Below are 13932 nucleotides of genomic sequence, written 5' to 3'. Positions count from 1 at the left end.
CGGCGCCGCAGAATGTGCGCAGGCGGCGGGTGCAGCCGCTGCCAAACACGCTGAATGGGAACATGCAACTCCTAAGGTGTGAGGTCGAATTCTTCGGTGCGTTTGGGCGAATAGGTTTCCCAACCGCCGCAAGCCGGGCAGCGCCAATAGAACTGGCGCGCCTTGAAACCGCAATTATCGCACCGATAGCGCGCCAGACGCCGCGTGTAGCCCTGAACGATCCCTTTTGCCAGATCCAGATCGGGGCGAATTTCTGCTGACGCGAGCAGCAGTCTTGCCTCGAGCAACTTGTCGAAACCGAGCAGAGTCGGGTTGCGCTTCAGTTCGTCACGAACCAGCCGGTACGCGGCCTCCGGCCCATCAGCTTCGAGCACCAGTTGAAAGACCACGTCGAGCAGGTCCAGCGAAGGGTAACGTTCAAGATAGCCGCGCAACAACTGCAGACCTTCCTGCCGCCGATCCAGCTTGCGGAAAGCGTCGAGCAGGCGTTGGGCGACCAGCGCCAGGTAGGGCGGCTCCTGCTGTTCGATCCGCTGCCACGATTCGATCGCGGCGACCACCTGATCCTGCTGGAACTGGATGTCGCCTTGCAGAAGGCTGGCGCGGACGCACTTCCGGTTACTCTCAAAGGCGGTCTGCAGGTAGCTCAGCGCCAGATCCCGACGCGAGCGAATCATCTCGGCGGCGGCCAGTTCGCAATAGTATTCGGCGATTTCCTTGTGCGATGCGAAATCCGGCAGCTCCGAGGCGATCGCGATCGCCTTTTCCCAATCCTTTTCCAACTGATAGATCTCGAGCAGGTTTCGCTTGGCGTCTTCCGCGAGCTCCGAGTCGCGCAGCTTGTCAAAAATGGCCTCGGCCCGGTCGAGTAACCCCGCTTTGAGGTAATCCTGCCCCAGTTCCGCCAATGCCTGCAGCTTCAGGTCCTGCTTGAGATCGTCGCGCTCGACGAGGTTCTGGTGCATGCGGACGGCGCGTTCGGTTTCCCCGCGGCGGCGAAACAGACTGCCCAGGGCAAAATGCAGCTCGATGGTTTCTGGGTCAACCCTGACCGCTTCGACAAAGGCTTCGATGGCACGATCCGGCTGCTCGTTGAGCAGGAAGTTGAGCCCCTGGAAATACGAACGCGGCAGAGCGCGCGATTCCTTCACCAGATGCCGGATATCGACGCGCGCCGCTGCCCAGCCCAGCCCGAAGAAGAGCGGGAAAAGCAGGAGCTGCCAGTACTCGAATTCAATCATTCAGTCTCTTCAAGGAAGGCACTTGCAAGCGAGCCAATACCTGCACCAGCGTCAAGCAAACGACACTCACGGCTACCCCCTGCGACAAACAAGCTGGCCATGAACTGAGCTGTTCTTGCGGGCGTAAAAAACTGACCAAGTTGCGATTTCTTTTTCGCTTCGGTGTCTTTCGATACTCTCAACCTTGTTTGTTCAATGGCCGACAGCAATGCTGCTTCTCCTTTTTGCGCGCCAACAGGTCGGTGTTCCGGATGGCAAACGCGAAAAGGACGATGGCTGCGAGGCCCCTACCGTAGTGCACGCAGCGAACACCCTGACAGAAAACGGGCGGCCCATGGCCGCCCGCAATACGTCACTGACTGACCACTCAGATCGATTCAACTGCGCCGTCGACACGTTCGCGCAATTCCTTGCCGGCCTTGAAATGCGGCACCCATTTTTGGGGAACGTCGACTTTCTCGCCGGACTTGGGATTGCGGCCGATGCGCGGCGGCCGGTAATTCAGAGAAAAGCTCCCAAAGCCCCGAATCTCGATGCGGTCGCCCTTGCCCAGGGCTTCGGCTAGCGCTTCGAGAATCATTTTGACCGACAAGTCAGCATCCTTTGCCACCAGTTGAGGAAAGCGCTCGGCCAATTGGGCGATCAGATCCGACTTGGTCATCCTCTACCCTTACTGTGGGTTGTTCAGCTTGGCTTTCAGCAGAGCACCAAGATTGGTGGTGCCGGAACTGGCGCTACTGTCGGCAGAAAACTTCTGCATCGCCTCTTGCTGCTCGGCCTGCTCTCTGGCTTTGATCGACAGGCTGATCGAACGCGTTTTGCGATCGACGTTGATGATCATCGCCTCGACCTTGTCGCCTTCCTTGTACACCTTGGTCAGGTCGTCGATCCGGTCACGCGACACTTCAGAGGCGCGCAGATAGGCTTCGATGTCACCATCGAGGATCACCACTGCACCACGGGCATCAACCGACCTGACCGTTCCCCGCACCAGGCTGTTCTTGTCGTGGGTGGCGATGTAACTGGTGTAGGGATCGCCGTCGAGCTGTTTGATACCCAGCGAGATCCGCTCCTTGTCGGTATCGATGGCCAGCACGACCGCGTCGACTTCGTCGCCCTTCTTGAAGTTGCGGATCGCTTCCTCGCCGGGCAAAGACCACGAGAGATCCGAAAGATGGACCAGACCGTCAATACCGCCGGGCAGGCCAATGAACACGCCGAAGTCGGTGATCGACTTGATCGCGCCGCGTACTCGGTCACCCTTCTTGTAGTTCATCGAAAAGTCGTCCCACGGATTGGCTGCGCACTGCTTCATGCCCAGCGAAATACGCCGGCGATCTTCGTCGATTTCGAGGATCATCACCTCCACTTCGTCGCCCAGTTGCACGACCTTGGACGGGTGAACGTTCTTGTTCGTCCAGTCCATCTCCGAGACATGCACCAGACCTTCGATGCCCTGCTCGATCTCGACAAAAGCACCGTAATCGGTCAGGTTGGTGACCTTGCCGAAGAGGCGGGTGGTCGGCGGGTAGCGACGCGAGATGCCGACCCATGGATCTTCGCCGAGTTGCTTGAGGCCGAGCGAAACACGGTTCTTTTCCTGGTCGAACTTGAGGATCTTGGCCTGGACTTCGTCGCCAACGGCGAGAACTTCGGACGGGTGGCGAACACGACGCCAGGCCAGGTCGGTGATATGCAGCAAGCCATCGATACCACCCAGATCGACGAAAGCGCCGTAATCGGTGATGTTCTTGACCACGCCTTTGACGATGCTGCCTTCCTTGAGGGCGGCGAGCAGTGCATCGCGCTCTTCGCCAACGCTCGCTTCGAGAACGGCGCGGCGAGAAACCACCACGTTGTTGCGCTTGCGGTCGAGCTTGATGACCTTGAATTCGTAGGTCTTGCCTTCGTATGGCGTGGTGTCCTTGACCGGACGCATGTCGACCAGCGAGCCGGGCAGGAAAGCGCGGACGCTGTTGGTCATCACCGTCAGCCCGCCCTTGACCTTGCCGGTGATCGTGCCGATGACCAGGGTACCGTCGTTCAGCGCCTGTTCGAGCGCATTCCACGCAGCGACGCGCTTGGCACGGTCACGCGACAAACGGGTTTCACCGAAACCGTTCTCGAGCTGCTCGATGGCGACCTGGACGAAATCACCGACCGCGACTTCGAGTTCGCCCTGATCATTGCGGAACTCTTCGAGTTCAATATAGCTTTCCGACTTGAGGCCGGCATTGACGACAACGAAGTTCTGGTCAATGCGCACGACTTCCGCGGTGATCACCTCTCCGGGACGCATTTCCTGGCGCCCGAGGCTCTCTTCGAAGAGTTCGGCAAAGCTTTCTAACATGGTGGGATTGGCTGACATATGAGTTGAGTTACCTATCCGCAAAGCTGCGGGGTGCGTTAAAAAACGATCACCCGTTCTGGCGACTTCGGCGAACTCGCCGCGAGGCAAGGACGCTGAAGGACACCGAACCGGCAGACCCGACAAGCGGGCAGTGCCAGGCCGACGACGCGTTGAAAAGGTGACCCCTGTGGCAAACGGCGGCGCCGTTTTACCCTTTCTGCGGAACCTTGTGCACCCAGTCCAGCACCTGTGCCACCGCCGTTTCAATGGTCAGGTTCGTCGTGTCGAGCAAGTGGGCATCCGCACTCTGCTGCAGCGGCGCGACGCTACGTTGGCTATCACGTTCATCACGTTCGCGCAGATCCAGCGAGAGGGCTGCAATACTAGCAGCGTTCCCTTTGTCGATCAACTGCTTATGGCGTCTCTTCGCGCGCACCTCGACACTGGCGGTGAGAAAGACCTTGCTCGCCGAATCGGGAAAGACTACCGAGGCCATGTCGCGCCCGTCGGCCACCAGTCCCGGCGGGCGGCGAAATGCCCGTTGCCGGAACAGGAGTGCGTCGCGCACGGCCGGCAGCGCGGCCACCCTGGAAGCCCCGGCAGAAATCTCCTCGCTGCGGATGGCATCACCCACTTCCTCGCCGGACAGCGTGATCGCCGAGCCAGCGAAGTCGACCGCCAGATCGCCGGCGATCGCCGCGACGCGTGCTTCATCGTCCCAGCCGACGCCGGCGCGACGAGCGGCCAGTGCGGTCAGTCGATACAGGGCACCGGAGTCCAGGTAGTGCCAGCCGAGTGCCGCGGCGACGCGCGAGGCGATCGTCCCCTTGCCCGAAGCCGAGGTGCCGTCGATGGCCACCACCGGCACCGGCTCGGTGACCTCGGCAAAACGTTCGAAATAGTCGGGGAAGGTCTTGGCCACGGTCTGCGGGTCGTTGATCCGCAAGGGCGTGGCCAGCGCGGCCAGCGAGAAACACATGGCCATGCGGTGGTCGTCGTAGGTGTCGATCGCTGCCGGATGCAGACTGGCACCGCTGGCGGGCGGAGCAACAGCGATGAAATCGTCACCCTCGTCGACGATCGCTCCCAGCTTGCGCAACTCGGTGGCCATCGCCGCAATGCGGTCGGTTTCCTTGACTCGCCAACTGGCGATATTGCGCAAGACCGTTGGCCCTTCGGCAAACAGGGCAGTGGTAGCCAGCGTCATCGCCGCATCCGGAATGTGGTTGCAGTCGATCTGCAGGCCTTGCAGTCTTGTGCCGCCCGGAGCCGACGCCTCGATCCAGTTGGCGCCGGAAGTGATTTTCGCCCCCATCTGCGCCAGCGCATCGGCAAAACGGACGTCACCCTGAATCGAGTCTCGGCCAACCCCCTCGACGCGAAGCGGGCCGCCGCCGATGGCGCCGAGGGCCAGGAAGTAAGATGCCGACGAGGCATCGCCTTCGACGTACACCACGCCCGGCGAACGATAGGCGCTGTCGGCAGGCACCGTGAAGCGCCGCCAGCCCTCGCGAACGACCTGCACGCCGAAAAGCGCCATGGTGGCCAGCGTGAGCTCGACGTAGGGCCTGGAGATCAGCTCACCGACGACTTCCACCGTCGTTTCGCTGCCAAGCAGAGGCAGCGCCATCAGGATACCGGTCAGAAACTGGCTCGACACGTCGCCGCGAAGCGTGATCACTCTGATGGCCCTGACCACTTTGTTTTCGCCGAGGCCATCGCCCTCCACCACGCCAGGCATCGGCGGCCGGATGGCCAGCGGTGGAAAACCCTCCTGCCCCAGATAACTGATGTCGGCACCCAACTGACGCAGGCCATCGACCAGGTCGGCAATCGGCCGTTCATGCATGCGCGCCACACCCGACAGCCGGTAATCGCCGCCGGTCAGCGCCAGCACCGCGGTCAGCGGACGAAAAGCGGTGCCCGCATTGCCGAGAAAAAGATCGGCTTCGCGCAGCGGGAAAACCCCAGCCACGCCGACGACGCGAAAAGCCTTGTCCGCCACCTGCTCGACGCCAACGCCCAGCGTGCGCAGCGCTGCGAGCATGTGCGCCGTGTCGTCGGAGAGCAGTAGGTCGCGCACTTCGGTCTCCCCGGCGGCCAGCGCCGCCAGCAGCAGGACCCGGTTGGAGATGCTCTTCGAGCCGGGCAAGCGTACCGTACCGCGGGCGGCGAGCAGTTGCGGCAGATCGAGGTAGTCGGCGCTCATTCGGGCGCCCGGCTCTCGGCCCAGGCGCGACGCGCCGCTCGCGCCGCTTCGAAAGTCGCTTCGAGGCGGGCACCGTCGCCGCGTTGCAGTACTGCGCGCAGTTCGTCGAGCTGCTCCCGATAGCGGTCGAGTTCATCGATCAGCGCCGCCTGATTGGCCAAGCAGATATCGCGCCACATCACCGGATGACTGGCGGCAATGCGCGTGAAGTCGCGAAAGCCACTGGCGGCAAAACTGAAAAACAGCGCCTGGTCTTCGCGTCGGGCCAACTCATGGACCAGGGCAAACGACAGGAGATGCGGCAGATGGCTGACCGCGGCGAAGATGCGGTCGTGCTCGGCCGGAGCCAACTCCTTGATCAGAGCTCCGCAGCACTCCCACGCCGCACGCACGCGGGCGATGTTGGCCAGCGTGTTTTCGGGCAGCGGCGTCAGCACCACCTGCTTCTGGCGATAGAGGTCGGCGCGCGCAGCCAGCGCGCCGCTGTTTTCGGCGCCAGCAATCGGATGTGCCGGAACGAACTGTCCGAGGCGGTCGCCGAAGTGGGCGCGCGCCGCCGCCACGACGTCGCCCTTGGTGCTGCCGGCGTCAGTGACGACGGTCTGCGCGCCCAGGCAGGGGGCAATGCGGGCCATGATCTCGGCGGTCTTGCCGACCGGCGTGGCGATCAGAACCAGGTCGGCGTTCGACACCTCCTGGCCGACGTTGAAACCAGCGCGGTCCAGGATGCCCAGTTCGAGCGCCTGCGTCAGAGAACCCAGCCGTCGCCCGAAACCGACGACCTCGCCGACCTCGCCGGCCGCCTTCAGCGCCAGCGCGAACGAACCGCCGATCAGACCGACGCCAAAGACGACGACCTTGCCAAACCGCGGAGTGTGCTGGTGAACAGGCGTGTCGTTCACCGCCGGGGTGTCCACACAGTGACTGCTCACAGCGACCCCGCCAACGCAGCGAGAAAACGAGCGTTTTCGCCTTCCGTGCCGATCGTCACGCGCAGCCACTCCGGCATCGCGTAAGCGGCGAGCGGACGAACGATGACTCCCTGTTTGAGCAGCCTCTGATTGACCAGCGCCGCGTCGGCTACCCGGAAGGTCACGAAGTTGCCATGCGACGGCAGGCGCCGGCAGCCGAGGCGCTTCAGGCCGCCGACGATCTGCTCCATTCCGGTCCGGTTCAGCGCATAGCTGCGAGCGACGAACTCGTCGTCGTCGAGCGCCGCGGCCGCCGCCGCCAGCGCGATGTTGTTGCAGTTGAAAGGCTGGCGAACGCGATTCATCAGGTCGGCGAGCTCGGCCGAAGTCAGCGCATAGCCGACGCGCAGGCCTGCCAGACCGTAGATCTTCGAGAAGGTGCGCGTGATGACCAAATTCGGCAGATCCGCCAGCCAGTCCGTCGTGTCCACCCGCTCGCTGGGCGACAGGTATTCGTTGTAGGCTTCGTCGAGCACGACGACCACCTCCGGAGGAACGGACGCGAGAAAGTCTCGCAGATCAGGATACGGGACGAAGGTTCCTGTCGGGTTGTTCGGGTTGGCAATCCAGATCAGCCGCGTATCTGGCCTGATCGCCGCCCGCATCGCGGCGAGGTGATGACCGTAATCGCTGGCCGCGACGGCAATCGCTTCAGCGCCGGTCGACAGCGTCGCCAGCGGATAGACGGCGAAAGCGTACTGGGCAAAGATCGCCGAGCGTCCGGGTGCGAGAAAGACGCGCGCGATCAGATCCAGGACATCGTTCGAGCCGTTGCCGAGGACCATGCGCTCGATGCCGATCCCGGTCCGTTCGGCGAGCGCCTGCTTGAGAACGAAATCATCCGGATAGCGCGCCAGCGTGGCCATCGCCTGTTCGGCCGCCGCGCGCGCTTTCGGGCTCATGCCGAGCGGATTCTCGTTGGAGGCCAGCTTGACGATCTGCTCGACGGCAATACCCATCTCGCGTGCCAGTTGGGTCATCGGCTTGCCCGGCTGGTACGGCGAAATGGCCCGGACGTACGGTAATGACTGCTCGTGGAGTGCCATCGGCGGTGCTCGCAAAAAGTGGATCTAGTAGGCGGCCATCGGGTAGGAACCGAGAAGCTTCAGATAGGGAGCACGCCTGGCGAGTTCGGCCAGCGCTGAGCGTACCGGCGCGTCGTCGCGGTGGCCTTCGAGATCGACGAAGAAGACATACTCCCATAGCGTGTGTCGCGCCGGACGCGACTCGAGTCGGCTCAGCGAAACGCCGGCATCGGAAAAAGGCGACAGCAACTGGCTCAAGGCGCCGGTCTGGTTGGCCGCCGACATGATCAACGAGGTCTTGTCGCGTCCCGAAGGACCGGCATCGTGGCGGCCGAGGACGACGAAACGGGTCGTGTTGTTCGGCTCGTCCTCGATGTTGCTGGCCAACTGTGGCAACTGATAGCGGTCAGCAGCCGCCTGCCCGGCGATCGCCGCCGCGCCCGCCTCAGCGGCCGCCAGTTGCGCTGCCTGCGCATTGCTGCCGACCGGAATGCGCTGCGCCTCGGCCAGCGAGCGATTCAACCACTCGTGGCATTGCGCCAGCGACTGGGCGTGCGAATAGACCTTCTTGACCTCGGTCAGTGAGCGCTCGTTCGACAGCAGATGCTGATGGATGCGCAACACGACCTCGCCACAGATCTTCAGCGGCGTGGTCAGCAAGAGGTCGAGCGTCCGTCCGATCGCGCCCTCGGTCGAGTTCTCGATCGGCACCACCGCGTAGTCGCCATGCGCAGCCTCGACTTCGCGGAAGACATCGTCGATCGAGAGCTGTGGCATCAGGCGGGCAGCGTGGCCGAAGTGCCTGGTCGCCGCGCTCTCCGAGAAAGTGCCGAGCGGCCCGAGGAAAGCGATGCCCAGCGGCTGTTCGAGCGACAGACACGCCGACATCACTTCGCGGAAGAACCAGGTCAGCGTTTCGTTGCTCAGCGGACCGGAGTTCATTTCCTGGACTCGCTGCAGCACCTGCGCTTCGCGCTCGGGGCGGTAAATGAAACCGGCCTCACCATGGCGCGCCTTGATCTCGCCGACCTGCTGCGCATACCTGGCGCGCTGGTTCAGCAGACCGAGCAGTTGCCCGTCGAGGAGGTCGATCTGCTGCCGGACGACGCCCAGCTCGCGTTGCAGATCATCGCTCACGCCATCAACCCTGTCTGCCATCGGGCAGCGATCGTCGCGATGAAATACACCCGCTTCACCCCTGCTCCGGATCAGCGTCCTGGTCCCCGGCGGCTGGCTCACTCGGTGCTTCGACAAGTGCGTCATGGTCGTCCAGCGCCTCGGCAAGATCAACGTCGTCTTCGGTCTCGACGATCTTCTCCAGACCGGCGAGCTTTTCGCCGGTGTCGAGCGCGATCAGCGTGACGCCCTGGGTAGCGCGGCCCATGCCGCGAATCTCGCGCACGCGCGTGCGGATCAGCACGCCGCCGGTGGTGATCAGCATGATCTCGTCTTCGTCGCGCACCAGTCGCGCGGCAACGACCTTGCCGTTGCGCTCGCTGGCCGCGATGGCGATGACGCCCTGCGTGCCGCGACCGGTATGGCGGAAATCGGCCAGCGTCGTGCGCTTGCCAAAACCCTTCTCGGTGGCCACCAGGACGGTCTGCTGATCGTTGTCGGCAACCAGCAACGACAGCACCTGCTGCCCGTCCGCCAGCCGCATCCCGCGCACCCCGCGTGCCGTGCGTCCCATCGGGCGAACATCCTCCTCGTCGAACCACACCGCCTTGCCGGCGTCGGAGACGAGGACCACGTCCTGCATCCCGTTGGTGATCTCGGCACCGATCAGGACGTCATCGTCGTCGAGCGCGACGGCGATGATGCCCGCCTTGCGCGGGTTCGAGAAATCCGACAGCGGTGTCTTCTTGACGATTCCCTGCGCCGTGCACATGAAGATGTAGCGATCGTCGGCAAATTCCTTGATCGGCAGGATGGCGCCGATCTTCTCGCCCTCCTCGAACGGGAAGACATTGACGATCGGCTTGCCGCGACTGGTGCGCGTCCCCTGCGGTACTTCGTAGACCTTGAGCCAGTACACGCGGCCACGGTTGGTGAAGCAGAGGATGAAATCATGCGTGTTGGCGACGAACAGGCGATCGACGAAATCGTCGGTCTTCATCGCCGCCGCCTGTTTGCCGCGCCCGCCGCGCCGCTGCGCGCGATAATCGGCCAGCGGCTGCGACTTGATGTAGCCGGTGTGCGACAGCGTGACGACCATGTCGACCGGCGTGATGAAGTCCTCTATGCTAAGGTCCTGGGTGCTGATGACGATTTCCGAACGCCGCTTGTCGCCGAACTGCGCCCGGATGGCGGTCAATTCCTCGACGATCATCTCGGTGATCCGCTCTGGACGTGCCAGGATATCCATCAGGTCGGCGATCCTGGCCAGCAGTTCGCCGTAGTCGGCGACGATCTTGTCGCGCTCGAGGCCGGTCAAGCGCTGCAGGCGCAGTTCGAGAATCGCCTGCGCCTGCACTTCCGAAAGCAGATAGCCGTTCGCCGACAAACCGTATTCGAGGGCCAGCCCTTCCGGACGCGTCGCATCGAGCGCCGCACGGCGCAGCATCTCGCCCACCGTCGATGACGCCCATCGCCGCGCCATCAACCCCCGGCGCGCATCGGCCGGCGTCGGCGACGCCTTGATCAGCGCGATGATCTCATCGACGTTGTCGAGTGCCACCGCCAGTCCTTCCTGGATGTGCGCCCGCTCGCGCGCCTTGCGCAGTTCGAAAACCGTCCGTCGGGTGAGCACTTCGCGCCGGTGCCAGAGAAAGCACTCGAGCATCTGCTTCAGGTTCAGGAGGCGCGGCTGACCATCGACCAGCGCCACCATGTTCATGCCGAAAGTATCCTGGAGCTGCGTCTGCTTGTACAGGCAGTTGAGCACCACTTCGGCGACTTCGCCGCGCTTCAGTTCGATCACCACGCGCATTCCCGACTTGTCGGATTCGTCGCGCAGATCGGAAATGCCCTCGATCTTCTTCTCGTTGACCAGCTCGCCGATCTTTTCGAGCAGCGTCCGCTTGTTCACCTGGTAGGGCAGCTCGTCGATGATGATCGCCTGACGGTTGTTGCCCTTGTCCATGTCCTCGAAATGCGTCCGCCCGCGCATGATCACCCGCCCGCGGCCGGTGCGGTAACCCTCGCGCACCCCTGCGACGCCGTAGATGATTCCCGCCGTCGGAAAGTCGGGGCCCGGCACCAGGTCGATCAACTCGTCGATGGTCACCTCGGCGTTGTTCAGCAGCGCCAGGCAGGCATCGATGATTTCACCGAGGTTGTGCGGCGGGATGTTGGTCGCCATGCCGACCGCGATACCGGCCGAGCCGTTGATCAAGAGGTTTGGAATGCGCGCCGGCATGACCAGCGGTTCCTGCTCCGAGCCGTCGTAGTTGGGCCCGAAATCGACCGTTTCCTTGTCGATGTCGGCCAGCAATTCGTGGCCAATGCGCGCCATGCGCACTTCGGTGTAACGCATCGCCGCCGCGTTGTCGCCGTCGACCGAACCGAAGTTGCCCTGCCCATCGACCAGCATGTAGCGCAGCGAAAAATGCTGCGCCATGCGCACGATGGTGTCGTACACCGCCGTATCGCCGTGCGGGTGGTACTTACCGATGACATCACCGACGATACGCGCCGACTTCTTGTACGGCTTGTTCCAGTCGTTCGACAATTCGTGCATGGCGAAGAGGACGCGGCGATGTACCGGCTTCAGACCGTCGCGAGCATCCGGCAGGGCGCGGCCGACAATGACGCTCATCGCATAATCGAGATACGAACGTCGCATCTCGTCTTCGAGGCTGACGGGCAGTGTTTCTTTGGCGAAAGCTTCCATCTTCTATCCGCTGGTGACGCGACTTCGGGAGAATGTCGGCGTCGTGGTCAAGCCCGTGATTCTATCACGCCGGCGAGGTCTCTGGCCGGGCGAGTCGCGGATTCAGGGACGTGAAGGCCCCTTGCCGGCCTGGCCCGACACGGGCGCCTGCGCGGCGGCTGGTAGTCGGATGATCAATGATATGGCCGTGTCTTGCCGGGCCGTATGGCCGTAGGATGTGCTGACCGAAGGGAAGCGCATCGGTCGCGAGCGATGGGCTTCTAGTCAGCACATCCTGCGAGGCGAAAGATCGCAACCAATGGACATGCGCCACCTCTGTCGGTAAGCTTGCGGCCGGTAGTGGATGTCCTGGCGCTCTTGCCGAGCGCCTTCGCGAACATCAGAGGCGGGGCCGTCGCCGTGCCGCTTTTGACGGACCTTTAGAGTACTGTATGCAAAAAACAGCATGGCGGTCCGAAAACCAGACTACGGGCGCCTTTAAGCGTTTTGGACAACGCCGAGTTAGGGAGCGGGCGTCGGAGTTCGGGCGCAAAACTGTCTTCCGATAACAAAGTTAGGTGACTTGTGGTTCTCGAAAACGTTTCAATCGCAGCTATCGCGCTTGTCGCGGCGTTGCTTCTCGTCGGCGTGCTGGCGTTGGCTCGGCGCCGCGGTCGTAGCAATCAGCGGCTGCCATCGGCTCGGTTGCGAGCACCAAGGGATCTTCAGTTCGTATGCGCGGGCTGCTCGCAGCGCTTTCCGCACACCAAGCGAACGGTCGGCGCATTTGAGCGCGGCACAACGCGTTTGTTTTGCAATGCTTGCCACGGCAAGTGGGTATCCGACCGTCCTCGCGAGCAACGCCCTGTCGCCGTCGAAGAACGCTCATTACGCGAGGTCAGGGGTTGCACTTACGCCGCGGAATCGCATTCGCAAAGTGGCGCAAGTCACTCGAGCCCGTCGCCCTCGAGAGTTCGGGCGCCAAGCGGCTGCCTCGGCACTGCACTGGTACTCATCAGCGTGCCACTTGTCCTGGTCATCTATGCGGCAGTCACCTGAACCCCCTCCATCGAGCGGACGTTCCAAAGACCGCTCATGTCGAACGTTAAGCCGTCACTCCAGACCAACCCGAACTTAGACGTCTATCTTCTATGCAAGCACTAAATGTCATTGTCGAAAACTGGCCAACTCCAAGCTATTGGGCGACGTGTGTACCAATATTTATAGCAGTCACTTCACTATTGCTCTCAGTATTCACCGCCTACCATACTCGTAAGTCGGCCATCTACTCGCGTAGGCCTTTTGTCTGGGCAGCTAGTTACGGATATATCGACAAGGAGGCCAAGATTATTCAACCCATTCCATATCGAGTAGCCTTTCGCATCAGCAATTCACCAGCAACGATCGCAGCGATAGAGATTAGTATATTTCATAGCAATGATCGACTATTTCATAGCAAAGAAGAGCGCCAGGTTCGCTTCCCCGACAGTCAATCCGAATGGCAATTTGGCATGGACGAAGCGACCTTTATGAACTTGATGAACAGAGAAAATATAGGCCTTCTCAGAAGAGATGTCCTCATAAGATACTCAGCACTATCCGGCGGGAAACAATACAAGTTCGAAATGAAACAAAGATACATTCCCTTAGATAATCAATGGCAAACCATACAAGAAGTAGCCACCTGATATCACAGAAGTCGTCAAAGACAGGCCAACTCTACGCTCCAGGCGACCGGCTGCATAAAGCAGCGTAGATTGGGTTGCAGATCTATCGCTACCCAACATTCCCAGGCATCGCGTTTTTAATGTACTGTTAAGAGAAAAATTACAAGTATTCCAATGAAGCGCAAGGTATACCTTGAAACCTCGGTCATCAGTTACCTGGCAGCTCGTCCGAGCAAGAATGTGATTGAGGCTGGCCATCAGCAAAGTACATATCAATTCTGGGATAGGCGGGATGAGTTTGATCTGTTCGCCTCTGAACTTGTCCTTACAGAATGTGCCGCTGGCGATCCTGAAGCTGCAACCAAACGCCTTGCCGCTTTGCGTGGCATAAAGTTGCTTGACATCACATCCTACAGCATCGAACTTGCCAAGGATCTCGTAATAGCCGGTATCGTTCCCGCAAAGGCGAGTGAGGACGCATTACATATCTCGATAGCCACGGTTCATTTCTCCGACTATTTGCTGACTTGGAATTGTCGACATATTGCCAATCCGGAAATTCAAGCCAGAATCGCCGAGAACTTCCGGGGCAAAGGCCATACCCTTACACATAACTTATTTAGCATATATTTTTTGCATATGTTCGACGCCCCTGACG

General features: G+C 61.4%; 11 protein-coding genes. 2 read left to right on the top strand and 9 right to left on the bottom strand.

What is annotated here, in order from left to right; genetic code table 11:
* Window positions 1-71 precede the first annotated feature (71 nt).
* The 9 genes from lapB to gyrA all read right to left on the bottom strand — a co-directional run bounded on the left by lapB (window position 72) and on the right by gyrA (window position 11628).
* Window positions 72-1241 (bottom strand): lipopolysaccharide assembly protein LapB, encoded by a 1170-nt coding sequence (lapB, locus tag ACCAA_RS06540; protein ID WP_186406429.1) that lies wholly within the window; start codon window positions 1239-1241, stop codon window positions 72-74.
* Window positions 1238-1450: a hypothetical protein gene (locus ACCAA_RS06535; RefSeq protein WP_186406428.1), complete on the bottom strand. Its 213-nt coding sequence runs from the start codon at window positions 1448-1450 to the stop codon at window positions 1238-1240. The genes lapB and ACCAA_RS06535 overlap by 4 nt, the downstream gene beginning before the upstream one ends.
* A 158-nt stretch (window positions 1451-1608) precedes the next feature.
* Window positions 1609-1902 (bottom strand): integration host factor subunit beta, encoded by a 294-nt coding sequence (locus ACCAA_RS06530; RefSeq protein ID WP_186406427.1) that lies wholly within the window; start codon window positions 1900-1902, stop codon window positions 1609-1611.
* 9 nt (window positions 1903-1911) lie between these two features.
* Window positions 1912-3609, bottom strand: a complete 1698-nt coding sequence (gene rpsA / locus ACCAA_RS06525) for a 30S ribosomal protein S1 (protein ID WP_186406426.1) — start codon at window positions 3607-3609, stop codon at window positions 1912-1914.
* A gap of 190 nt (window positions 3610-3799) precedes the next feature.
* Window positions 3800-5800 (bottom strand): bifunctional 3-phosphoshikimate 1-carboxyvinyltransferase/cytidylate kinase, encoded by a 2001-nt coding sequence (locus ACCAA_RS06520; RefSeq protein WP_186406425.1) that lies wholly within the window; start codon window positions 5798-5800, stop codon window positions 3800-3802.
* A complete protein-coding gene (locus ACCAA_RS06515) occupies window positions 5797-6702 on the bottom strand; it encodes a prephenate dehydrogenase (protein ID WP_186406424.1) in 906 nt (301 codons plus the stop codon). Before ACCAA_RS06515 ends, ACCAA_RS06520 begins: the two co-directional genes overlap by 4 nt.
* A gap of 26 nt (window positions 6703-6728) precedes the next feature.
* Window positions 6729-7817 carry a histidinol-phosphate transaminase gene (gene hisC / locus ACCAA_RS06510; RefSeq protein WP_186406423.1) on the bottom strand — a complete coding sequence of 363 codons (1089 nt, stop codon included), beginning with the start codon at window positions 7815-7817 and terminating at the stop codon, window positions 6729-6731.
* Between the two features lie 24 nt (window positions 7818-7841).
* Window positions 7842-8954, bottom strand: coding sequence for a prephenate dehydratase (pheA, locus tag ACCAA_RS06505; protein ID WP_245754470.1), 1113 nt, complete (start codon window positions 8952-8954; stop codon window positions 7842-7844).
* 34 nt (window positions 8955-8988) lie between these two features.
* The gene (gene gyrA, locus ACCAA_RS06500) at window positions 8989-11628 is read right to left on the bottom strand and encodes a DNA gyrase subunit A (protein WP_186406422.1); all 2640 of its coding nucleotides are present in this window, start codon (window positions 11626-11628) and stop codon (window positions 8989-8991) included.
* A 1130-nt stretch (window positions 11629-12758) separates the two neighbouring features.
* Between gyrA and ACCAA_RS06495 the strand changes: the two genes are divergently transcribed.
* Window positions 12759-13295, top strand: coding sequence for a hypothetical protein (locus ACCAA_RS06495; RefSeq protein WP_186406421.1), 537 nt, complete (start codon window positions 12759-12761; stop codon window positions 13293-13295).
* A 153-nt stretch (window positions 13296-13448) separates the two neighbouring features.
* The coding region (locus tag ACCAA_RS06490; protein WP_245754469.1) for a type II toxin-antitoxin system VapC family toxin at window positions 13449-13932 on the top strand (484 nt) is incomplete at its 3' end.

Origin of the sequence: Candidatus Accumulibacter aalborgensis (genome assembly GCF_900089955.1) — a bacterium.
Classification (GTDB): Bacteria; Pseudomonadota; Gammaproteobacteria; order Burkholderiales; family Rhodocyclaceae; genus Accumulibacter; species Accumulibacter aalborgensis.
Note: the sequence above shows the minus strand (reverse complement) of the source record. Positions and strands in the feature narration are given on the sequence as shown.